Source organism: Sutcliffiella halmapala (assembly GCF_002019665.1).
GTDB classification, from domain to species: Bacteria; Bacillota; Bacilli; order Bacillales; family Bacillaceae_I; genus Sutcliffiella_A; species Sutcliffiella_A halmapala.
This window is the reverse complement of sequence record NZ_KV917375.1, coordinates 4,436,629-4,459,515: the sequence shown is the minus strand read 5'-3', so window position 1 is coordinate 4,459,515 and position 22,887 is coordinate 4,436,629. Positions and strand designations below refer to the sequence as shown.

The 22,887-nt window shown below is 39.3% G+C and carries 22 protein-coding genes, 2 tRNA genes and 2 rRNA genes; 20 read left to right on the top strand and 6 right to left on the bottom strand.

Annotation, left to right across the window (positions count from 1 at the left end):
• The first annotated feature begins 60 nt into the window (after positions 1-60).
• The 5 genes from BK580_RS21915 (at position 61) to BK580_RS21895 (ending at position 4,038) form a co-directional block, all read left to right on the top strand.
• Positions 61-2,992, top strand: a 23S ribosomal RNA gene (locus BK580_RS21915).
• Between the two features lie 114 nt (positions 2,993-3,106).
• Positions 3,107-3,223 (top strand): 5S ribosomal RNA (rrf, locus tag BK580_RS21910).
• Positions 3,224-3,395: 172 nt separating this feature from the next.
• Positions 3,396-3,472 (top strand) — tRNA-Met (locus BK580_RS21905).
• Positions 3,473-3,476: 4 nt separating this feature from the next.
• Positions 3,477-3,552 (top strand) — tRNA-Asp (locus tag BK580_RS21900).
• A gap of 270 nt (positions 3,553-3,822) precedes the next feature.
• Complete coding sequence (locus BK580_RS21895; protein WP_078382385.1) at positions 3,823-4,038, top strand: hypothetical protein; 216 nt, start codon at positions 3,823-3,825, stop codon at positions 4,036-4,038.
• A 326-nt stretch (positions 4,039-4,364) separates the two neighbouring features.
• On the opposite strand, the gene BK580_RS21890 is transcribed toward BK580_RS21895, so the two are convergent.
• Positions 4,365-5,303, bottom strand: coding sequence for a DUF2268 domain-containing putative Zn-dependent protease (locus tag BK580_RS21890; RefSeq protein ID WP_078382384.1), 939 nt, complete (start codon positions 5,301-5,303; stop codon positions 4,365-4,367).
• Between the two features lie 336 nt (positions 5,304-5,639).
• Between BK580_RS21890 and thiL the strand changes: the two genes are divergently transcribed.
• The 5 genes from thiL to tsaD are packed head-to-tail and all read left to right on the top strand — an operon-like array spanning position 5,640 to position 9,267.
• Entirely contained in the window at positions 5,640-6,617 is a 978-nt protein-coding gene (gene thiL / locus BK580_RS21885) for a thiamine-phosphate kinase (protein ID WP_078382383.1), read from the top strand.
• Positions 6,618-6,629: 12 nt separating this feature from the next.
• On the top strand, positions 6,630-7,085 hold the full coding sequence (gene tsaE / locus BK580_RS21880; protein WP_078382382.1) for a tRNA (adenosine(37)-N6)-threonylcarbamoyltransferase complex ATPase subunit type 1 TsaE: 456 nt from the start codon (positions 6,630-6,632) through the stop codon (positions 7,083-7,085).
• Positions 7,082-7,777 carry a tRNA (adenosine(37)-N6)-threonylcarbamoyltransferase complex dimerization subunit type 1 TsaB gene (gene tsaB, locus BK580_RS21875; RefSeq protein WP_078382381.1) on the top strand — a complete coding sequence of 232 codons (696 nt, stop codon included), beginning with the start codon at positions 7,082-7,084 and terminating at the stop codon, positions 7,775-7,777. The genes tsaE and tsaB overlap by 4 nt, the downstream gene beginning before the upstream one ends.
• Before the next feature lie 9 nt (positions 7,778-7,786).
• Positions 7,787-8,236 (top strand): ribosomal protein S18-alanine N-acetyltransferase, encoded by a 450-nt coding sequence (rimI, locus tag BK580_RS21870; RefSeq protein ID WP_078382380.1) that lies wholly within the window; start codon positions 7,787-7,789, stop codon positions 8,234-8,236.
• Positions 8,233-9,267, top strand: a complete 1,035-nt coding sequence (gene tsaD / locus BK580_RS21865) for a tRNA (adenosine(37)-N6)-threonylcarbamoyltransferase complex transferase subunit TsaD (protein WP_078382379.1) — start codon at positions 8,233-8,235, stop codon at positions 9,265-9,267. Before rimI ends, tsaD begins: the two co-directional genes overlap by 4 nt.
• Positions 9,268-9,836: 569 nt before the next feature.
• Here tsaD and BK580_RS21860 read toward each other — a convergent pair.
• On the bottom strand, positions 9,837-11,759 hold the full coding sequence (locus BK580_RS21860) for an ABC transporter ATP-binding protein (RefSeq protein ID WP_078382378.1): 1,923 nt from the start codon (positions 11,757-11,759) through the stop codon (positions 9,837-9,839).
• Positions 11,760-11,965: 206 nt separating this feature from the next.
• Here BK580_RS21860 and BK580_RS21855 point away from each other — a divergent pair, with 206 nt between their 5' ends.
• The 3 genes from BK580_RS21855 (at position 11,966) to tatC (ending at position 13,758) form a co-directional block, all read left to right on the top strand.
• Positions 11,966-12,604 carry a redox-sensing transcriptional repressor Rex gene (locus BK580_RS21855; protein ID WP_078382377.1) on the top strand — a complete coding sequence of 213 codons (639 nt, stop codon included), beginning with the start codon at positions 11,966-11,968 and terminating at the stop codon, positions 12,602-12,604.
• 198 nt (positions 12,605-12,802) lie between these two features.
• A complete protein-coding gene (locus BK580_RS21850) occupies positions 12,803-12,985 on the top strand; it encodes a twin-arginine translocase TatA/TatE family subunit (RefSeq protein WP_078382376.1) in 183 nt (60 codons plus the stop codon).
• 17 nt (positions 12,986-13,002) lie between these two features.
• Positions 13,003-13,758 carry a twin-arginine translocase subunit TatC gene (gene tatC / locus BK580_RS21845; RefSeq protein ID WP_078382375.1) on the top strand — a complete coding sequence of 252 codons (756 nt, stop codon included), beginning with the start codon at positions 13,003-13,005 and terminating at the stop codon, positions 13,756-13,758.
• A gap of 23 nt (positions 13,759-13,781) precedes the next feature.
• Here tatC and BK580_RS21840 read toward each other — a convergent pair whose 3' ends face one another.
• Together BK580_RS21840 and BK580_RS21835 are read right to left on the bottom strand one after the other, a co-directional pair.
• Positions 13,782-13,979 carry a YdiK family protein gene (locus BK580_RS21840; protein WP_078382374.1) on the bottom strand — a complete coding sequence of 66 codons (198 nt, stop codon included), beginning with the start codon at positions 13,977-13,979 and terminating at the stop codon, positions 13,782-13,784.
• Between the two features lie 42 nt (positions 13,980-14,021).
• Entirely contained in the window at positions 14,022-14,744 is a 723-nt protein-coding gene (locus BK580_RS21835; protein WP_078382373.1) for a CPBP family intramembrane glutamic endopeptidase, read from the bottom strand.
• A 298-nt stretch (positions 14,745-15,042) separates the two neighbouring features.
• Between BK580_RS21835 and groES the strand changes: the two genes are divergently transcribed.
• The 3 genes from groES (at position 15,043) to BK580_RS21820 (ending at position 18,491) form a co-directional block, all read left to right on the top strand.
• The gene (groES, locus tag BK580_RS21830; RefSeq protein WP_078382372.1) at positions 15,043-15,330 is read left to right on the top strand and encodes a co-chaperone GroES; all 288 of its coding nucleotides are present in this window, start codon (positions 15,043-15,045) and stop codon (positions 15,328-15,330) included.
• Between the two features lie 321 nt (positions 15,331-15,651).
• The gene (groL, locus tag BK580_RS21825) at positions 15,652-17,286 is read left to right on the top strand and encodes a chaperonin GroEL (RefSeq protein WP_078382371.1); all 1,635 of its coding nucleotides are present in this window, start codon (positions 15,652-15,654) and stop codon (positions 17,284-17,286) included.
• 260 nt (positions 17,287-17,546) lie between these two features.
• On the top strand, positions 17,547-18,491 hold the full coding sequence (locus BK580_RS21820; protein ID WP_078382370.1) for an Abi family protein: 945 nt from the start codon (positions 17,547-17,549) through the stop codon (positions 18,489-18,491).
• Between the two features lie 132 nt (positions 18,492-18,623).
• Here BK580_RS21820 and BK580_RS21815 read toward each other — a convergent pair whose 3' ends face one another.
• Together BK580_RS21815 and BK580_RS21810 are read right to left on the bottom strand one after the other, a co-directional pair.
• Complete coding sequence (locus tag BK580_RS21815; protein ID WP_078382369.1) at positions 18,624-19,832, bottom strand: tyrosine-type recombinase/integrase; 1,209 nt, start codon at positions 19,830-19,832, stop codon at positions 18,624-18,626.
• A 130-nt stretch (positions 19,833-19,962) separates the two neighbouring features.
• Positions 19,963-20,838, bottom strand: coding sequence for a helix-turn-helix domain-containing protein (locus tag BK580_RS21810; RefSeq protein WP_078382368.1), 876 nt, complete (start codon positions 20,836-20,838; stop codon positions 19,963-19,965).
• A gap of 183 nt (positions 20,839-21,021) precedes the next feature.
• Between BK580_RS21810 and BK580_RS21805 the strand changes: the two genes are divergently transcribed.
• The 4 genes from BK580_RS21805 (at position 21,022) to BK580_RS21790 (ending at position 22,528) form a co-directional block, all read left to right on the top strand.
• Positions 21,022-21,297 (top strand): transcriptional regulator, encoded by a 276-nt coding sequence (locus BK580_RS21805; protein WP_078382367.1) that lies wholly within the window; start codon positions 21,022-21,024, stop codon positions 21,295-21,297.
• A 124-nt stretch (positions 21,298-21,421) separates the two neighbouring features.
• Positions 21,422-21,646 (top strand): helix-turn-helix domain-containing protein, encoded by a 225-nt coding sequence (locus BK580_RS21800; RefSeq protein WP_078382366.1) that lies wholly within the window; start codon positions 21,422-21,424, stop codon positions 21,644-21,646.
• A gap of 19 nt (positions 21,647-21,665) precedes the next feature.
• Positions 21,666-22,034, top strand: a complete 369-nt coding sequence (locus BK580_RS21795; RefSeq protein WP_078382365.1) for a hypothetical protein — start codon at positions 21,666-21,668, stop codon at positions 22,032-22,034.
• The gene (locus tag BK580_RS21790; protein ID WP_078382364.1) at positions 22,031-22,528 is read left to right on the top strand and encodes a hypothetical protein; all 498 of its coding nucleotides are present in this window, start codon (positions 22,031-22,033) and stop codon (positions 22,526-22,528) included. Before BK580_RS21795 ends, BK580_RS21790 begins: the two co-directional genes overlap by 4 nt.
• The last annotated feature ends 359 nt before the right edge of the window (positions 22,529-22,887 follow it).

Sequence of the window (22,887 nt, the reverse complement as noted above, 5' to 3'; positions counted from 1 at the left end):
GTAATTTTCTTTTAGATAACATCGCTGTTATCGAAAAACACGACAATTAAGTTTGTCAACGGTTAAGTTATTAAGGGCGCACGGTGGATGCCTTGGCACTAGGAGCCGATGAAGGACGGGACTAACACCGATATGCTTCGGGGAGCTGTAAGTAAGCTTTGATCCGGAGATTTCCGAATGGGGAAACCCACTACTCGTAATGGAGTAGTATCTTTACCTGAATACATAGGGTACTGAAGGCAGACCCGGGGAACTGAAACATCTTAGTACCCGGAGGAAGAGAAAGCAAATGCGATTTCCTGAGTAGCGGCGAGCGAAACGGAATTAGCCCAAACCAAGAGGCTTGCCTCTTGGGGTTGTAGGACACTCAACATGGAGTTACAAAGGAACGGGGTAAATGAAGCGACCTGGAAAGGTCCGTCGTAGAAGGTAAAAACCCTGTAGTTGAAACTTCGTTCCCTCCTGAGTGGATCCTGAGTACGGCGGGACACGAGAAATCCCGTCGGAAGCAGGGAGGACCATCTCCCAAGGCTAAATACTCCCTAGTGACCGATAGTGAACCAGTACCGTGAGGGAAAGGTGAAAAGCACCCCGGAAGGGGAGTGAAATAGATCCTGAAACCGTGTGCCTACAAGTAGTTAGAGCCCGTTAATGGGTGATAGCGTGCCTTTTGTAGAATGAACCGGCGAGTTACGATCCCGTGCAAGGTTAAGTCGATGAGACGGAGCCGTAGCGAAAGCGAGTCTGAATAGGGCGAATGAGTACGTGGTCGTAGACCCGAAACCAGGTGATCTACCCATGTCCAGGGTGAAGTTCAGGTAACACTGAATGGAGGCCCGAACCGACTCACGTTGAAAAGTGAGCGGATGAGGTGTGGGTAGGGGTGAAATGCCAATCGAACCTGGAGATAGCTGGTTCTCTCCGAAATAGCTTTAGGGCTAGCCTCATATGTTAGAGTCTTGGAGGTAGAGCACTGATTGGACTAGGGGTCCTCATCGGATTACCGAATTCAGTCAAACTCCGAATGCCAAAGACTTATCTATGGGAGTCAGACTGCGAGTGATAAGATCCGTAGTCAAGAGGGAAACAGCCCAGACCGCCAGCTAAGGTCCCAAAGTATACGTTAAGTGGAAAAGGATGTGGAGTTGCTTAGACAACCAGGATGTTGGCTTAGAAGCAGCCACCATTTAAAGAGTGCGTAATAGCTCACTGGTCGAGTGACTCTGCGCCGAAAATGTACCGGGGCTAAACGTATCACCGAAGCTGCGGACTGTTCTTTGAACAGTGGTAGGAGAGCGTTCTAAGGGCGTTGAAGCTAGACCGGAAGGACTGGTGGAGCGCTTAGAAGTGAGAATGCCGGTATGAGTAGCGAAAGAAGGGTGAGAATCCCTTCCACCGAATGCCTAAGGTTTCCTGAGGAAGGCTCGTCCGCTCAGGGTTAGTCGGGACCTAAGCCGAGGCCGAAAGGCGTAGGCGATGGATAACAGGTTGATATTCCTGTACCACCTCCACTCCGTTTGAGCAATGGGGGGACGCAGAAGGATAGGGTAAGCGCGCTGTTGGATATGCGCGTCCAAGCAGCAAGGCTGAGAAGTAGGCAAATCCGCTTCTCATATAAGGCTGAGCTGTGATGGCGAGGGAAATATAGTACCGAAGTTCCTGATTTCACACTGCCAAGAAAAGCCTCTAGCGAGGAGTATGGTGCCCGTACCGCAAACCGACACAGGTAGGCGAGGAGAGAATCCTAAGGTGAGCGAGAGAACTCTGGTTAAGGAACTCGGCAAAATGACCCCGTAACTTCGGGAGAAGGGGTGCTCTGTTAGGGTGTTAAAGCCCGAGAGAGCCGCAGTGAATAGGCCCAGGCGACTGTTTAGCAAAAACACAGGTCTCTGCGAAGCCGTAAGGCGAAGTATAGGGGCTGACGCCTGCCCGGTGCTGGAAGGTTAAGGGGAGAGGTTAGCGCAAGCGAAGCTTTGAACCGAAGCCCCAGTAAACGGCGGCCGTAACTATAACGGTCCTAAGGTAGCGAAATTCCTTGTCGGGTAAGTTCCGACCCGCACGAAAGGCGTAACGATCTGGGCACTGTCTCAACCAGAGACTCGGTGAAATTATAGTACCTGTGAAGATGCAGGTTACCCGCGACAGGACGGAAAGACCCCGTGGAGCTTTACTGTAGCCTGATATTGAATTTTGGTACAGCTTGTACAGGATAGGTAGGAGCCTGAGAAGCCGGAGCGCTAGCTTCGGTGGAGGCGTCGGTGGGATACTACCCTGGCTGTATTGAAATTCTAACCCGCAGCCCTTATCGGGCTGGGAGACAGTGTCAGGTGGGCAGTTTGACTGGGGCGGTCGCCTCCTAAAGAGTAACGGAGGCGCCCAAAGGTTCCCTCAGAATGGTTGGAAATCATTCGTAGAGTGTAAAGGCACAAGGGAGCTTGACTGCGAGACCTACAAGTCGAGCAGGGACGAAAGTCGGGCTTAGTGATCCGGTGGTTCCGCATGGAAGGGCCATCGCTCAACGGATAAAAGCTACCCCGGGGATAACAGGCTTATCTCCCCCAAGAGTCCACATCGACGGGGAGGTTTGGCACCTCGATGTCGGCTCATCGCATCCTGGGGCTGTAGTCGGTCCCAAGGGTTGGGCTGTTCGCCCATTAAAGCGGTACGCGAGCTGGGTTCAGAACGTCGTGAGACAGTTCGGTCCCTATCCGTCGTGGGCGCAGGAAATTTGAGAGGAGCTGTCCTTAGTACGAGAGGACCGGGATGGACGCACCTCTGGTGTACCAGTTGTCTTGCCAAAGGCATAGCTGGGTAGCTACGTGCGGACGGGATAAGTGCTGAAAGCATCTAAGCATGAAGCCCCCCTCAAGATGAGATTTCCTTTAGCTTCGGCTAGTAAGATCCCTGAAAGATGATCAGGTAGATAGGTTCGAGGTGGAAGCGTGGCGACATGTGTAGCTGACGAATACTAATCGATCGAGGACTTAACCCAAAAACAATGAACGATACTTAGTGAATCTTGATATGAAAATACGTTATCTAGTTTTGAAAGAATATAGCAAAAAATGCTTGTTTTTTTCTAAAAACTATAGTATAATAATATTTGTCTGGTGGCGATAGCGAAGAGGTCACACCCGTTCCCATACCGAACACGGAAGTTAAGCTCTTCAGCGCCAATGGTAGTTGGGGGCTGTCCCCCTGTGAGAGTAGGACGTTGCCAGGCATATAGTTTTTCTAAAATCTATATATATTATTGTCGCGGGGTGGAGCAACGAGCACAAGCTTCTTGTAATCACTTCGAGTTGTACCGATCGATTCACACCTATGAATATGCTTTCAGAGGTCGGGACAGTCGGTATAAAAGAGCATAAGAATCAAAGGTTAGTTATTATTATCGCGGGGTGGAGCAGTCTGGTAGCTCGTCGGGCTCATAACCCGAAGGTCGCAGGTTCAAATCCTGTCCCCGCAACCAAATAGGTCCCGTGGTGTAGCGGTTAACATGCCTGCCTGTCACGCAGGAGATCGCCGGTTCGATCCCGGTCGGGACCGCCATTTTTATTACAACGAAACAATGTGTTTCGTATTTTTTTTGTCTATTTTTAAAGGTAGTTCGTCTTATTGTATAAATATAAATGTACTGTCCAAACCTTAGGAATAATTTATCCTAAGGTTTTTTTGTATTTGATTTTAAGTTTCTAAGACTGATTAAGTAATTGATCCTGTTGAAACGGGAAGTTTAGTGAAAGAAGAGAATACTATAATGGATTTAGATGGTAAAATCGTAGTATTATAGCTTTTAAAGAGAAGAGGTATAAACACTATATGAGACTTTTGGGGCTGTTAACTGCCATAATTTCAATCGGGGCAGTGTTTATTAATTACAATATTGCTATATTTATTTTAGGAATATCGATGGCTTTATTTGGAATTAATAACTTGCAATTAAAAAACAAAACAGAGGCGTACATTTATTTATCTGCTGGAATTGTTTTTAGTGGAGGGATTTGTATAAAAGGGATTTTAACTATAGTTATTTAGCTATAAAAAAGGAAAAGAGGCTGGGACATAAATTAAATTCCCAGCTTCATTTACGAATTTAACCTAAAGAGAGCCTTACTATAAAGGATCTGTTAAACACCGCTGTTGATTTCCGCACTAGGCTTCGCTTTCCGCGGGGCGCTTGTGGAGCCTCCTCGGCTTTGCCTGTGGGGTCTCCACAAAACGCTATCTCCCGCAGGAGTCTTCGCCTTGTGCTCCAATCAACAGCTAGGTTATCTAAAAATCAGACTTAAACAACCAAACTAAAAAAATATTCTTTTGTCCCAGCCCCTTTTCAATAGCGCTTTTTCTATCCTATTTATCTATTATTGATAGTTTGCTTGATAATTACCTTCTTCAAAAATTTCATCCGCGGACTTTCCTGTCCACTCTTCAACAGTAGCATCTGGATTAACATCGAGGTATGCTTGGACCATTTTATATCCTTCGCTGTATCCATATTGTTTAGGGAAACCTTCTTTGCTACCTCTTAGGATGAGCAATGCTCTTGTGTCATCGGTATTGGAGAGGTCTCCTTCTATTTTTGCCCATTGGTCTGGTCTAAAGGTTTCATCTATTTGGGTTATATTAATACTAGGGAAGACGGTTTTTTCGAACATTACTGCTTTACCTTCGAAAACAAGGTTATCTAAAACGGTAAAGGAATCATTTGTATGGTGTTTCTCAGTCCATACACTGTGGTGGTATTCGTGAGCTATTCCAGCTTTGATGATGTCGCTGGAGTAATTTCTATTGTATAAAACAATTATTTTGCCGGAACCAGCTGTAAACATTAATGTCGAATTATCGTTAGTAGGAAATACACATACGGTGGTTTCTTTCTCAGATGGGAGTAGATTTGAAGATTTTATAAGTGCATCTTTAATGGCATCGTTTGTAGAAGTAAAATTGATTTTTTTGATTACATCTTGTATGGCTATGCGATTCTTCGGTTCCTCGTTTAGTATGGATTCCGCTAGAAACTCGTATTCACCATCTTTAAAGCACTTATCGTAGACGGGGTCAATGATACTCGATTTATATAAATCTAAGTGTTCATCTTTTGGGATGTTTTTAGATTCTTCGTAAAAAGGGTTAAAAAGTTGGTAGGCGTGGATAATTTCAAATTTTTGTTCGTTATCTGGATTCTCAAATGTAACGGAGAGTCCATCTTCTATACTTTCTGACCCAACGCTTTCTCCTTTGCTACAACCTGTTAATGCCAAGATGATAATGAAAAAAAAGATAAAACCTTTCAATTGCATTAATTTCCCTCCTAAATATAATATTGGCCACAAATAATATTTATTTATGATTGAGGTTTAATATTCTACAAAATACTACGAAATCCTTTATCTTTCCTAATATATATTTTTGGAAGGGTTTTCAAGTGTGAAAAGCCCCGATTTTTTATTGGGTTGAGAAAAGGACTGTATGGGAATTGCATTTTTCTACCCTTTTGCTTAGTAGGTACTCTAGGCAAAAGAGACCAATCAATTTCTCCAATCTGGCCAACCTAATTATAGAAGGATTTATTTTCTTTCTCCGGTTACTTTCGCTATAATAGTGGATAGCATATTGATGCAGAGGAGTGTAGTTTTTTGTCCGTTTCTGACGAGTTTGAGTTTATTAAAAACATTCAGCCTCCTACCTTGTTTCATAAAGATAAGGTCGTAGGTATCGGCGATGATGCGGCGATTATTGGAGGAGAGCCTGGGTTTGAAAAGATAGTTTGTGTAGATACGATGGTGGAGGAGATTCATTTTTCAAGTCGAACGATGGATCCATTTGATATCGGGCATAAAGCACTTGCTGCGAACATTAGTGATGTAGCGGCTATGGGCGGAATTCCACTTTACTATTTGGTAGCAATTACGATCCCCAAAGGATGGTCGGAAGAGGATCTTATAGCGATTTATGATGGAATGAAAACTCTTGGAGACAAATATGAGATGGATTTGTTAGGTGGAGATACGACCTCTGGAAAATCATTAGTTTTGAGTGTCTTTGTTATTGGTAAGGTTGAGAAGGGGAAGCGTCTATTACGATCCAATGCAAAGCCAGGAGATGTGGTTTTTGTATCAGGATCTTTAGGTGATTCAGCAGCTGGATTAGATCTATTGTTAGGTGATAGTAAGAAGGATACATGGAGAGAATTGATTAGAAAGCATCAAAATCCTACACCTCAAGTTAGTCTTGGACGGATATTGACTCAATTTGACCGGATTGCGTTAAATGATGTTAGCGATGGGTTAGCTAGTGAACTAATGGAAATAGCCGAAGCAAGTGATGTAGATATGAGGATAAAGAAGGATACAATACCATTAAGTTCTATTTTGCTAAACTATAATGGTAGCAAAGCTCTTAACTGGGCGCTTACAGGTGGAGAGGACTTTGAGCTTGTAGGGACGATAGCTCTTAATGAGTGGCCACTATTAAAACAGCAGTGTCAAAACGCTGATATAGAAATTTCTCAAATCGGTGAGGTAACTATTGGAACTGGGCAAGTTTTTATGTTTGGCGAAGGCGGAGAAGTGCTGTTGAAAAAGGATGGATTTAATCATTTTCAAAAAGAGTAGGAGATTGTTGATATGTTGCAAGTGGAGTTAATGACTCATTCTTCAGGTGAAACGATGAATCTATCGCAAGCCTTAGGTAAGTTATTGCATGGAGGAGAGGTTCTATTACTTGAGGGTGATTTAGGTGCTGGGAAAACGACCTTTACGAAGGGGTTGGCGAAGGGGCTAGATATTACTCGTAATGTAAATAGCCCTACTTTTACCATCATAAAAGAATATGAGGGCAGATTACCTCTTTATCATATGGATGTGTATCGTTTAGCAGATAGTGAAGAGGATTTAGGGTTTGATGATTATTTTATGAGCAAAGGTGTCACAGTAGTAGAGTGGGCGCATTTAATAGAAGACTATTTACCTGAAGAGCGTTTAGAAATATATATATATCATCATGGTGACGATGAGAGAAAAATTGTGTTTACTCCAAAGGGAGAAAGATATGAAGAGATTTGTAAGGAGCTAATGGAATGACTAAGGTATTAGCTATTGAGACATCAACCTATGTGTTAGGTGTGGCGATTGTAGAGGAAGACAAAGTTATAGGTGAAGTTGTGACAAACATTAATAAAAATCACTCTGTCAGAGCGATGCCAGCTATTGATCAGTTATTGAATGACTGTGACGTAAAGATTAGTGATATTGGCCGAATTGTCGTTGGAAAAGGTCCTGGTTCTTATACCGGGGTCCGGATTGGGGTTACGTTAGCAAAGACATTAGCATGGTCCTTAAATATTCCACTTGTTGGAGTTTCTAGCTTGGAGTTGTTAGCTGCAAGCGGACGATATTTTCATGGAGTTATTTCTCCAATAATGGATGCGAGACGTGGCCAAGTCTATACAGGTTTATATAGTTGGAACCGTTCATGTGTGGAAACGCTAATTGAAGATGTCAATATTCAGTTGGTAGATTGGTTAAGTATGTTAAAAGAGAAGAATGAGGATGTGTTATTTATCGGAAATGATGTGCACCTACATAAGGAAACCATCATAGAGTACCTTGGAGAGCTAGCACATTTTGCTCAAACAAGTGAAAATAATCCACGCCCGAGTGAACTTGCTCTCATTGGTTTGAAAAGGGAAGCAGAGGATGTACATTCTTTCGTTCCGAACTATACAAGATTAGCTGAAGCAGAAACAAAATGGCTAGAAAGTAAGGAAAAATAGGTGAACAAGATGGAATCAATGATTGATATAGAAAAAATGACGGTATATGATATTGATGGTGTTCATGCTGTAGAATTAGCATCGTTTGCAACTCCTTGGAGTAAAGATGCATTTTACTATGAAATTACCAATAATCCGTATGCCCATTACTTTGTCATGAAGGAAGAAGAGAAAGTAGTTGGGTACTGTGGAATTTGGATTGTCATGGGAGAAGCACAAATAACGAATATCGCCATCCATCCTTCTTGTCGTGGTAGGAAATTAGGAGACTTACTTTTAGGAAATGCAATAGAATACTGTAAAGTAATAGGAGCTACTATACTTTCTTTAGAAGTAAGAGTTTCAAACACGGTAGCACAAAATCTATATCGTAAGCATGGTTTCCAAAACGGTGGTATTCGAAAAAAATATTATGTGGATAATAATGAAGACGCATTAGTGATGTGGGTGAATCTATGATTAACGTAGAACAAAAAGATGAATATATATTAGGAATAGAAACAAGTTGTGACGAAACCGCAGCAGCCATTATTAAAAATGGAAAAGAAATTGTGGCTAATGTCGTTTCCTCACAAATTGAAAGTCATCAGCGTTTTGGGGGAGTGGTTCCTGAGATTGCTTCTAGACATCATGTGGAGCAAATTACAGTAGTCCTAGAAGAAACAATGAGCCAAAGTGGTTTAACCATGAAAGATATGGATGCTATAGCAGTAACAGAAGGGCCAGGCTTAGTAGGTGCACTTTTAATTGGGGTTAATGCAGCAAAGGCAGTAGCGTTTGCGAACCAGAAGCCGTTAATCGGTGTCCATCATATTGCAGGTCATATTTATGCCAACCAACTTGTTTCTGATTTAAAGTTCCCGTTATTGGCATTAGTTGTGTCTGGAGGCCACACGGAGCTTGTCTATATGAAAGAGCATGGCTCCTTTGAGGTAATCGGTGAAACTCGCGACGATGCGGTGGGAGAGGCTTACGACAAAGTAGCAAGAACATTGCAGCTTCCTTATCCAGGAGGACCTCATATTGACCGCCTAGCTGAACAGGGCCAGCCTACAATTAAACTTCCAAGAGCGTGGCTAGAAGAGGATTCCTATGATTTTAGCTTTTCGGGATTAAAATCAGCAGTTATCAACACTCTCCACAATGCACGCCAAAAAGGAGAAGAAATTATTCCAGAAGATTTAGCAGCAAGCTTTCAAGAGAGTGTCATCGAGGTTTTAGTAACAAAGACATTGAAGGCAATGAGCCATTACCAAGTTGATCAAGTCTTATTAGCTGGTGGAGTAGCAGCGAATAAAGGTTTAAGACGTAGCTTACAAACTGCTGTGGATAATGTGGGGAAAGAATTGGTGATTCCGCCACTGTCGCTTTGTACAGATAATGCAGCGATGATTGCGACTGTGGGTAGTGTCCTGTACCGCCTAGGAAAGCGATCAGGTCTAAGTTTAAATGGAAATCCAGGATTAGATATTGAAAAGCCTTTTAACTGATTCTCGGTTGAAGGGCTTTTTACCCTTTAGGGACAAGTGGAGTTTGTTTAAGTGTGAGTGCTTCCTATCCAGGGTTAACGAAAAGCTTAATTTTTGTTATACACATCCCTGTGGATTAATTGTGGATAACGATCTTGTTTTCCTTTGAAAATAACAATGCTAATGTGAATAAAAATTGTGGATAACTTTTGGTTGGAATGTGGATAGTGTGCATAAACCTCTTGATAACTTTATAAATAAGGGTGGATATGTGAGTAAGTCTGTGGGTAAGTCTCATAAATCGACAAACTTCGTGAAATCGCTGTCATCTATCGACAAAATACATATAAGCAATTTTTTTACAAAAATAAGTAAAAATCATTAAAATGTTATACACAGGATAATTATTTAAGTTGTGTAGGGTCGCAAGCGTTCGCTTTCGTGAGTATGGAGCCTACAACTTTTGAACTAATCGCAAGCTTCGAATAGTCAAAGATTAAGAATAGGTTTAACAAAGCCTAAAAAAACTACGCTCCTTTTGTTTTAGGAGAGTAGTTTTTTAGTGGCATCCATAATCTATAGATGCCTTATTAAACAAGTTGTTCCCATTCTTCCATTAAAGCCATTAGTTTCTCTTGATAGGTTTCATTTTGAGTATTAAGTTTAAGTACTTTTTCGTGATCTTGGTACACTTCAGGAAGACATAATTGATTTTCGTTTTCTTCGAGTTGGATCTCAATTTCCTCAATTTCTTTTTCAATTTCTTCTAGTCTACGCTTTTTTTGACGCTCTAATCGTTTTGCCTCTTTTTCCTGTTCATAGCCAAGTTTTTCTTTTTCTTTTACAGCAGTTGAGGAGGAAGAAATCGCTGTGCCTTCTAACCTTTGTAGCTCTAGAGCCTCTTCTTTTTTCTCGATATAGTAATCATAGTCCCCTAAAAATTCCGTTGCACCAGTTCTACTTAACTCATAAACCTTCGTAGCTAAACGATTGATGAAGTATCGGTCATGAGATACGAATAAAATGGTTCCAGGGTAATCGATTAAAGCATTCTCCAAGATTTCCTTACTATCTAAGTCCAGATGGTTAGTAGGCTCGTCCAGTATCAGTACATTGGATCGTTGTAGCATAAGTTTGGAAAGTGCTAATCGTGCTTTTTCGCCACCACTTAGTGTAGATACAGGTTTAAGTACGTCATCCCCTGAGAAGAGGAAGTTACCAAGAATAGTTCGGATTTCCTTCTCCGTTTTATGTGAATAGTCGTCCCATAGCTCATACAAGACAGTTTTATTGGACGTTAAGTCAGCTTGCTGTTGATCGTAATAACTTATGGAGACATTAGCTCCAAAGGAAAAGCTACCAGCTAAAGGTTTTAATTGATTGACTAATGTTTTTAATAAGGTAGATTTGCCGATACCGTTCGGACCAACAAGAGCGACACTATCTCCTCTTGACAAGGAAAGGTCCGCATGTTGGAAAATAGCGGTTTGGTCATAGGAAACGGCTAAATCCTTAACTTTTAGAACATCATTGCCACTTTGTCTGTCAATATCGAACATGATAGAAGCAGATTTTTCATCGCCTTGTGGTCTGTCCATTACTTGCATTTTGTCTAGCTGCTTTCTCCTGCTCTGTGCTCGCTTTGTAGTTGATGCCCTAGCTAGATTGCGTTGAACAAAGTCCTGTAGCTTAGAGATTTCATCTTGCTGTTTTTCAAACATTTTCATATCGCGTTCATATTGTTCCGCTTTTTGTGAGAGATAGGAGCTATAGTTTCCATGAAATTTCGTTGATTGTTTTCGAGAAATTTCATAGACAGTCGTCACCACTTTATCAAGGAAGTAACGATCATGGGAGACAATAAGTAATGCGCCGGGATATCCCTGTAAATAGCTTTCAAGCCAAGAAAGCGTATCAATGTCCAAGTGGTTGGTCGGCTCATCGAGAATCAATAAATCGGGTTTAGTTAATAGAAGTTTTGCAAGCGCAAGGCGTGTTCTTTGTCCCCCGCTAAGCGTCTCAATTGGCGTCTCATAATCAAACTCGGAGAATCGCAACCCATGGAGTACAGAACGTATATCTGCCTCGTATTGAAACCCACCCTGTTGCTTAAACGTTTCTTGAATTTCATCATATTCTTTTAAAACACGTGCATACAGTGTCTCATTCTCGAAGCAAGAGGGGGCCCCCATTTTTTCCTCTAACGATCGCATCTGTACCTCTAGGTCTTTCAAGCCGGAAAATACCGTAAGCATTTCATTCCAAATTGAACGCTCTGTTTGTAATCCGGTATCCTGAGCCAAATAGCCAATGGTCACATCTTTAGGCTTAATGATGTCCCCTGAATCAAAGGAAAGCTGATTGGATATGATTTTTAATAAGGTTGATTTACCAGCACCATTTCGACCGACAAGTGCAATGCGGTCTTTGGATTGTACTTCTAGTTTTATATTCGATAGAATAAGGTCAGCACCAAAAAATTTCGTTAACTGATTTATTTGTAAAATAATCATTATCTTCACCTCATGCAATTCTATAATAAGTGTATCCTTCTTCTTGTCTTACATCAAGAATAGGACCCGCAACTACTTACAAAAAAGAGGAAAATAGGGTAAAATGAAATCGTTTACGTTAGAAAAGCGGAGTCGGCTCGTTCAGCCCCTCCTCTGAATAGATAGAAAAAGAAACGCAAACTTGGTTGGACAAATGGGGGAGTAAGATGAATAACGAACCAATAAAAATACCACAAGCAACGGCGAAACGATTGCCTTTATACTATCGTTTCTTGAAAAACTTAAATACATCTGGTAAACAAAGAGTGTCTTCTGCAGAGCTGAGTGAAGCGGTAAAAGTGGATTCTGCTACCATTCGAAGAGATTTTAGTTATTTTGGAGCACTAGGCAAAAAAGGTTATGGCTATAATGTTCAATATTTGTTAACTTTTTTCCGTAAAACGCTCGACCAAGATGAATTGACTTATGTTACTCTAATAGGTGTAGGTAATTTAGGCACAGCGTTCCTACATTACAATTTCATGAAGAATAATAACACAAAAATTGTTATGGCTTTTGATATTGATAAGGACAAAATTGGAACGGATATTGGTGGCGTTCCCGTTTTTCACCTTGATGATATTGAAAAGCATCTACCAGAAGATGTTACGGTAGCTATTTTGACCGTTCCAGCACCTGTTGCGCAACCAATAGCTGACAGGTTAGTAGAAAAAGGCGTAAAGGGTATACTAAACTTTACACCTGCACGTATTAATGTACCGGAAACCATCCGAATTCATCATATTGATTTAGCAGTAGAATTACAGTCATTGGTATATTTTCTCAAGCACTATCCAACAGAATAAAAAAGTAGTAGAATAAGTATATTTTAAGTTGGTGTTCAAAAAGGAGGATAAAAAGAGCAAAGAAGTTCGAGGAAGCGAAGGATCGAGCACCACAGCGTATGGATGGTATACGTGAGGAGCGGAGAGACAAGCTGACGAAGAAATTCGAAGCTATTTTTACCGGACTTTTTGAACATCCTCTTTAAGGAGGTGGCAAGAATGGGTCCAATAGGAATGGGTAGCCTCTTATTAATTGTTTTTGTAGCACTATTAATCTTCGGTCCGAGTAAATTACCACAGTTAGGAAGAGCAGCAGGTAACACATTGCGTGAATTTAAAAACGCAACAAAAGGATTAGCAGATGATGATGAGAAAACGGAGAAAAAAGAAGAAACAAAGTAATGTAAGGATGAACATAAATGCTAGATAGAGATATGTCGGTGTATGACCATATAGGCGAGCTTCGAAAAAGAGTCATAATTATCGCATCATTCTTTTTCATTTCAGCGATCGGTGGCTTTTTCTTAGCGGAACCGATTATTGTCTATTTACAGCAAACTAGGGAAGCGCAAGACTTAACCATGAATGCGTTTCGCTTAACTGATCCAATAAAGATTTTTATGCAGTTTTCTTTTATCATTGCATTTGTTATTACGTTTCCGGTTACGCTCTATCAATTATGGGCATTTATTAGTCCAGGGTTGTATGAGCGGGAACGGAGAGTAACGTTAAGTTATATACCTATTTCTTTACTTCTATTTTTAAGTGGACTAGCTTTTTCATACTTTATTTTATTCCCGTTTGTCGTGAATTTTATGAACCGATTGGCAGTACGCTTGGAAATAAACCAAGTAATAGGGGTCAATGAATATTTTCAATTTTTATTTCAATTAACCTTACCATTTGGTCTTTTATTTCAAATGCCAGTCGTTGTGATGTTCTTAACAAGACTTGGGATTATCACGCCGGCTTTTCTCGTGAAAGTGCGTAAATTTGCGTATTTTGTTCTTTTGGTTATCGGGGCTTTGATTACGCCACCAGAATTGCTTTCGCATCTAATGGTCACTTTTCCTCTTCTTGTTCTATATGAAATCAGCATTATCATTTCACGCTTTGGATATAAGAAGGTAAAGCAAGCAGAAGCAAGGTTAGAAGAAGAATTAAATAGAAAATAGGCTCTTACCATTTAGGTAGGAGCCTATTTTTTCATGCTTTTGATTTTTTTATGAAGTGAGTACGCGCGTATGGCAACTCCAAAGTCAAAGGTGGCAATAAGCATAAGTAGCATCGTATGCCATTCCCAGATACTTTCTTTGACTGACAAGATTGCTAAGTACATAAAAAGAAACCCCATAAGTGAATAGAAAAAGACCATATTAATTGGTGTTATTTTCATCGTGCTAGTCCTCCAGCTGTAATCAACCCAATTAAGGCGTTGTTAAAAGAAAGTGATGAAATTAGGTAAATTATTTTGCATTTCTTCCATTTGCTTCAATAATTCCTCAATATCTTCTCTAAACACATATTGTACAACCACTACAAAAGAATTCATGGCCACATGAGCGATAATCGGTACAATGATACGGTTTGTTTTGACATAGAGAAAGGCGAAAATGGCTCCCATTACAAAGTATATGAGTAAATGACTAAAATCTTGATGCACAACCGCAAAAAGAAGCGAACTAACAATTAATCCAACTGCAAAATTAAATCGTTTATACAAAGAACCAAAAATAATCTTTCGAAAAATAACTTCCTCTAAAATCGGACCTGCTATTGTTATAGCAAAAATCATAATAGGAGTAGCTGTTACAAACCCCATAATTTGCTGGGTGTTTTCTGATCCCGGATCAATTCCGAATAAATGAAGTTCAATTTGTGCAGCAATGGCTTGCCCGAATAATGCCATAAAAAAACCGAGGAAAGACCAAAGGATTATTTTGGGAACCGATGCGACTGGCCCACGAAAATCTCCTTCTTTCCATTCTTTCCTTAATATCCAACATACAATGAGTAACCCAATAGTGAAGCTAATGAATGTCCAATACCCGATAACGTGTTCTCTTTCAACGCCTAGTCCTAAAAGAATTGGGAATCCAATGACTCCAGATAGCTGCATTAATACATAGGTTAAGATGACATACCAATACTTTTTCGTCATAGCAAACTCCTCTATTTGTCTTTATATGCTTTTCGTATTGTACCATACAACAAGCCGTCGTTTATAATGATAAGGTTCCCATTACTTGTGGTCCTTACGAAAAATAATCTTCCATTTACGTTTAGATAGGGAGAGTTGTGAGATAATGGAAAAGGTTGAAAGCGTATAAAAATTTTTAAGTAAAGATACTTGCAAAAAGGGATAAGATTCATTATTATAATAATTGTGTTAGCACTCGGAGATGAAGAGTGCTAATAATTAAAACTAACATTACATATGAATTGAGGAGGTTGTTTTCATGTTAAAGCCATTAGGTGATCGCATTGTAATTGAGCTTGTTCAGTCAGAGGAAAAAACGGCAAGTGGTATCGTTTTACCTGACTCTGCTAAAGAAAAACCTCAAGAAGGAAAAGTAGTAGCAGTTGGTACAGGTCGAGTATTAGACAGCGGAGAGCGTGTTGCACCAGAAGTTTCAGAAGGCGACAGCGTCATCTTTTCAAAATATGCTGGTACAGAATTAAAGTACGAAGGCAAAGAATATTTAATCTTAAAAGAAACAGACGTACTTGCTGTAGTAGGCAAGTAAATTAATAAATAAATGGCTCTGTTAAAGTACAGTGTTGATTATTAGATACCTAGCTGGTGATTGGAGCACGAGGTGAAGACTCCTGCGGGAGGTAGCGTTTTGTGGAGACCCCACAGGCGAAGCCGAGGAGGCTCCACAAGCGCCCCGCGGAAAGCGAAGCCTCGTGCGGAAATCAACAGCGGTGTTTAACAGAGCCAAATAAATAAAAGTTGTATTGAACTTACGGTTGATTGGAACGAACGCCTAGAGCGGAAATCAACAGGTAACTACGCAAAATATAGATATTATAAACTTTAACTTTACTGAGGAGGTCTATCAATCATGGCAAAAGAGATTAAGTTCAGTGAAGAAGCTCGCCGTTCAATGTTACGCGGTGTAGACAAATTAGCTGATGCAGTGAAAGTAACATTAGGACCAAAGGGACGTAACGTAGTATTAGAGAAGAAATTCGGTTCACCTCTAATCACGAATGACGGTGTTACAATTGCAAAAGAAATCGAATTAGAAGATGCATTCGAAAACATGGGTGCTAAATTAGTAGCAGAAGTTGCTAGCAAAACAAACGATGTTGCTGGTGACGGTACAACAACTGCAACTGTTCTTGCTCAAGCAATGATCCGCGAAGGCTTAAAGAACGTAACAGCAGGTGCAAACCCAATGGGCGTGCGCAAAGGAATCGAAAAAGCTGTTGCAGTAGCAATCGAAGAGTTAAAAAACATTTCCAAGCCAATCGAAGGCAAAGCTTCTATCGCTCAAGTTGCAGCAATTTCTGCAGCTGACGAAGAAGTAGGCCAGCTTATTGCGGAAGCAATGGAGCGCGTTGGTAACGACGGAGTAATCACTTTAGAGGAATCTAAAGGATTCACAACGGAACTTGAAGTAGTAGAAGGTATGCAATTTGACCGTGGATATGCATCTCCATACATGGTAACAGATTCTGATAAAATGGAAGCTGTTCTAGATAATCCATACGTTCTAATCACTGACAAAAAAATCACAAACATTCAAGAAATCCTTCCAGTTCTTGAGCAAGTAGTACAACAAGGCAAGCCTCTATTACTAATTGCTGAAGACGTAGAAGGTGAAGCGTTAGCTACATTAGTAGTGAACAAATTACGTGGAACATTCAATGCAGTAGCTGTTAAAGCACCTGGATTTGGTGACCGTCGTAAAGCTATGCTTCAAGACATCGCTGTTCTAACTGGTGGAGAAGTGATCACAGAAGAATTAGGTTTAGACCTTAAATCTGCGAACATCAGCCAATTAGGTCGCGCTGACAAAATCGTTGTAACAAAAGAAAACACTACAGTTGTAAATGGACATGGTAACACAGAAGATATCAAAGCTCGTGTTGGCCAAATCCGTGCACAATTAGAAGATACAACTTCTGAGTTTGACCGTGAAAAATTACAAGAACGCTTAGCGAAAATTGCTGGTGGCGTAGCTGTAATCAAAGTTGGAGCGGCAACAGAAACAGAATTAAAAGAGCGTAAACTTCGCATTGAAGATGCACTTAACTCTACTCGTGCTGCGGTTGAAGAAGGAATCGTAGCCGGTGGTGGTACTGCATTTGTAAACATCTACAACAAAGTATCACAAATCCAAGCTGAAGGCGACGAAGCAACTGGTGTAAACATCGTACTACGTGCAATGGAAGAGCCAGTACGTCAAATCGCACACAACGCTGGATTAGAAGGCTCCGTAATCGTAGATCGTCTGAAAAAAGAAGCAGTAGGAATTGGCTTCAACGCAGCAACTGGCCAGTGGGTTAACATGCTCGACGCTGGTATCGTAGATCCTACGAAAGTAACACGTTCTGCACTTCAAAACGCAGCAAGCGTATCTGCAATGTTCTTAACTACTGAAGCAGTAGTAGCAGACATCCCTGAACCAGCTGGTGCTGGCGGCGGAATGCCTGACATGGGCGGAATGGGTGGAATGGGCGGCATGATGTAATTAACATCATAAAACCTTTGCGCATCAATGGTTATAAGGATTTTTGTTTTCTGGTAATTACTCGAGGGTAACATTAGGGTAACGTTGGTCCTGAAAGAGTAACATTTAGAGGTTCCCATAAACTTTTTTGGGAGCCTCTTTTTTTAATAAAATGAAAGTAAGGAAGGATGTAACAAAGTATTTCCATGTAAATACACTTCCAATTTTTATTTTAATTATTTAAGATTAAGGATAGATGAAAAAGGATTGGGGGTGTGAGTATGACAACTGTGGCTACAAGTAAGGCAGCGAAAAGGAAACTAGGGTTCGATGAAATGATCAAACATTTAGAGGATAAAAATGTAAGGTTTGATCTGATCTCAAAAGAAAATGCTAAGAACACACTTCAAACCTCCAATTACTTTTATAAAATTACAGCGTATAGAAAGAACTTCGAAAAAAATAATCGTGATCAGTATGTAAAACTAGACTTTAAACTATTGCAAGACTTGGCAACTATAGATATGCGACTGCGATATTTGGTATTGCATATGAGTTTAGATATAGAACATGCAATAAAAACGAAGCTTCTTACAGATATAACAAACGATCCCAGTGAAGATGGTTATAGTGTTGTTTCAGATTTTTTGGCTCATGATGGTAGCTCGATTGATGATTACATGCATGCATTAAAAAAAGAGAGTCATTATAATTATGGACTTTATGTTAAACATCATGCGAAGCCCCCTATTTGGGTACTGTTTGAGGTTATGACATTTGGAAACTTTGTTAAATTCGTGGAGTATTATTATAAAAGGAAAAGTAGACCCGCTTCCTATTATGAAATTCAAAAAGTATTAAAATATGTGAAAAATATTAGAAATACAGCAGCCCATAATAGTCCGATATTAATGGACATAGCTAGCATAAATCAAATTGGAAAGAATAAAATAGTAAAACCCATTACTGAATTTACAAAACAAGTACCCGGGTTATCACCTTCAGCTAGGAAAAAGCGATTGTCGAATCGCAAAGTGCATGACTTAACTGCATTGATTTATGTCCATTACACATTTATCGACAGTGAAGGTATAAAGAAGGCGAGATATGGTGACCTTAAACTACTGTTAGACCGAACAAAAAGAGAAGTTAATGCATATGAGAAACAAGACGGCTTGATAGCAGTTTATAAATACTTCGCTAAATTAGTTGACTTTATAACTTAGTTAGTGTAACATTCATTTTAAGGAAAAAATCGGTTCGCCCGGTTTGTAATGGCGGAGTCTACTTCGCATAAGTTTATCGTGTTAGCACCTGACATTCATTTGTCAGGTGCTTTTATTTTATATACATATTCATTATTGTTCTTCCATTAAGATCTTAAACTTTCTGGAAGCCTCTTTTTTCATGTCTTTAGTTACATGTAAGTAAATGTTTTTTGTAGTGTCCTCGTCTTTATGCCCTAGACGCTCCATAATTTCAGGAAGACTAACACGAGCTTGAGCTAAGAGTGAGGTATGTGTATGTCTAAGTGAATGAGGTGTAAGCTCCGTATTTAATTCTGCTAACTTTAACAGACGACTCATTCTATTTTCAATTTTTTTTAAATAGATGGGGTAACCATACTCATCGGTAAATATAAAATCCTCATCGTGGTATGCTTCTTTAAGGCGGGTCTTCTTTTTTTCTTGAGAAATTTGGCGGAGTTTTAACTCATTAAGCACTATTTCATCAACATCAATTACCCGAATAGAAGTTGCCGTTTTAGGTGGCAAAAGTTTGTACATTTTTTTATTATTTCTTGGATTATAATATGTTTTAGTAATACTAATCGTTTGTTCTTGGAAATCAATATCACGCCATTTTAACGCACATAGTTCTCCAGCTCTCAGGCCGGTATAGGAAAGAGTTAAAAAGATTAGATAATCTAACTCTAAACCCACTTCTTGGGTAATAGACAGGAAGGTCTGCAACTCTTTACGTTCTAGGTAATTCGGAATATCCTTTCGCCCTTCTAATTCTTCTACTGTTTTTTGTTTTTTTGGTACGTGAGTAAATTCTGTAGGATCCTTCTTCAGTACTTCCATTTCGACGGCCTTTTTAAAGATCATCCTGCCGGTCCGATGAGCACCTTCTATGGTATTTTGTGCGAATCCTCGTTCAGCTAAACTGTTTATAGCATCCTGGTATCTTTTCCGCGCTATATCTTTAAGTTTAAGTTTCGCAAAATAATCTAATAGACGAGCAATTTCATGCCTCCTCACTCGAACTGTACTCTCCTTTACTTTCCCAGTACGCTCATACATGGAAAGCCACTCATAAGCAAACTCTTCGAAGGTTAAGCTTGGATCCTCTTTAACATATGTCCCTTTTTGTAACTCGTATATAAGTTCTGCTGCCGCATTTTGCGCTTCTTGTTTTGTTTTAAATCCACTTTTCTTTTTCTGTTTTCGCTTTCCTGTCTTCGGATCAGTTCCAACGTCTAGAATGTATGCCCAACTAGCACCACATTTACATCTCTTTTTATTTTCACATTTACATTTTGGTCTATAAAAATGTCCTTTCATCTGATGCCTCCTCCCTGGTATCCTTCTTAAGTTATTAAGGTATAAAATTCACTCTATATTTATCATATTTATATAATTCGCTTTGCTCTTGCTTATAATTGCCTACTCGAGCAAAAAATAAAAAAGGTATTTATTCAATACCTTTTCTTTTGGCGTAACTATTAATTGATTCAATTGCTGTTCCAACGGTCAGTACATATTTTTGTGCTTCGTCTCTTTTGATTAAAGTATTTATTGAATGATGAGCGATTTTATTCCTTAGGTTAATCACTTCAAGCAAATCAAGATAAAAATCTTCTTGTGTAATATCGTAATCCAAATATTTTGGTAGAAGATTTCTTAATTTATCTTTCAATGTGAATTCTTCGAGATATTCAATTCTTGCATTAGCATCTTTATTATCTGGTTTTAACAACAAGTAAAGAATTTGATTTAGTCTAAATTCTAAAGAAGAATATGAGTTCGTTATTGCATTAATGACTGCGAGTTGATCTAATTCTCCAGGAGGTGTTTCGAAAATTATTCTTCGTGCTTTTTGAAGATAAAGTTGGTGCATCGTGTCTGAGAATTCATCTGGTTTTTCCTCAAGAAAACTACTGTATAATTCTTTGTGTTTTTTTTCGTGAATGAACTCATTTATAGCTCTATGATAACTTTCATATCGCGGATCTTCCGGAGAATATTCTATGTTCGGATTTTCCTTATCTACTGAATTGTATGCTTCTAAGACAGGACTAAGCAAATCTATCATTCGCTTTACTGTTTCGGGTGCTTTTTCTATATATGCACACCAAATTAAAGCATTTGGATCTCCTCCGGTTACTTCTGCGATAGCTTTATTTATTTCATCCGATGCTGGTGGTTTAGCGCCATTTTTCAGTTTACTTATATAAGATTTGCTTATTTCTATTCCAACGTTTTTCAACCTTAAAGAGAGTTCCCCTAAACTTAATCCACTTTGTTCTATGTATTGAGTAAGTAATTCGTGGTAATTCACTAAAGACACACCTTCCTCTCCTTATGTCTTATTTTAGCCCCTGTTGACTTTTAATTCAACAAAGCGCACTAAAAAGTGTCTAAAAAGCGTTGACTTATTGGTCTCTCAAGTGATACTATCTAGTCAACGGGTTTAGTTGACCGAAAAGTGCTCTGTTGACTACTTGGTATTTAAGTGGAGGTGAAAATAAAATTGACATATTCTGAAATGCTGAAAACTGCAATCTCAAATACAGATTTATCCCTCTCAAAGATATGCACCAAAATAAATCAATACGGCTTTAATTTGAATAAAGGATATTTAAGTAAACTGCAGAATGGAAAAAAGCCTCCTGCGAGCGATAAAGTAAACCTTATATTGTCAGAAGTTTTAAAAATAGACCATTTAGAATTAAGGGCCGCGGCATATCGTGAAAAATTGCCACAAGATGTTTTAGAAAAATTAAAGCAAGCATCAAACTCAGCTTAATTATTTTCCCCTATATTCATTAAAAATAGGATTTTATATTCCGAATTTCAATCTTGTTACCTTGTATCGTGCTCGATAAAGAATTTAGTGGGATGGAATCAAATATTAAGAGAGGTGAAATGAAATGCCAAATTCAACATGGGAGTCATTACCTGATACGTTAACAGCGCAACACATATCTGATTTTTTAGGGATTTCTAGAAGAAGAGTCTATGAACTCTTTAATATGACAGAATTTGCTGGTGGCATTCCTAGTTTCAACATCGGTAACACGAAGAGAGTGGATAAGGAAGATTTTAAAAAGTGGATCCAGTCTCGTAAAGAAGAAAAAGCAAGATCTATTTCTTAGTCGTTAGGAGGGTGAAGATATGGATAAAAAAATCATACAAACATTTGCCTATACAGAAGAAAGTCAATTCTTTACTGAAAGTAAATATAGTCACATTGGTAGAGATTTTAATTTTACAGCCTTAGCTGAATTAGCAGCTGAAAAATTCGCAGGAAGGATTAAGTACGAGACAAGTCGCGGATCCTGTTACATTAGAAAATTTATCATCGAAGAAAATGATTCCTGTTTTTTCTTCCGCTTCTATTCCGAAGGGTTTCGGAAGGAGAATTATTGCGTCACTACAGCCTATCACGATAAAGATAACTATTTCAGCGTTTATACGATATATAAAGGTGATTTCGAGAAATTAGGCCTTGATGTCACGGAAGGAGCAGCTAAGAGACGATGAGAGCTTCAATAATGTCATATGACACAAACATCGTTAAAAAAGGATTCTATTTTGAGTGGGAGCTTCTATCTAAATTTTATAAATGTAAGGCTAGTGAAGTTGAATTTCTTGGCCATTCCTCCACTGGGAGCACGGTCTACTCAACTCCTAAAGGCAATATAGTCGTGATATCAAAAACTTGTGATTTTAACACTGAAACAGGTAGAGGATCATTTAAGTTCCGCCCATATAAAGGTGACGTAGCTAAATTAAAAGTGAAGTATGTAGAAGCTTTCCGAGAAGAAAAAGAAAAATTCTTAGAAATTCTTAAGTTAGAAGGAAATCAATTAAAAGTTCCAGGTATAGATTCTTTTAAAACTCTTCCGGAGGCGATTGCTGGTTACACATCAGTAGTGTCAAATTCGTGGGGCTGTAACGAAGATCAGCATATTCAAATCATGTCATTAAAGCAGGAACTACATGAATGGATTGCAGCTGAAGGTTATAGTTCGTGATCGAAAGAATAACCTGTTTGAATTGCGGTAAAGAGATTTATCCACACAGCTATTTTTGCAACAGGGGTTGTGAACATAAGCATACGGATAAACTCAATCAAATTACAGAAGAAACTATTAATATCAATCAGTAACGTGAGGTGAAAACCTCAACTTTTTTTTGGTCTATGATGTCGAACCCGGCTGGGGAATAAACTCATAAAAAAGGAAATGCCGTCGGAATAAAAAGAGGTTAGTAATTTCATGTGTTAATAGGCCGTAAATGTTGTCGAATAGTAAGGGAATTGAGCATGAACGCTTCTGATATAACAAAATTAGCTAATAGGTTAGCAGTGATGAAAGTTAGAAGCAACAATTGG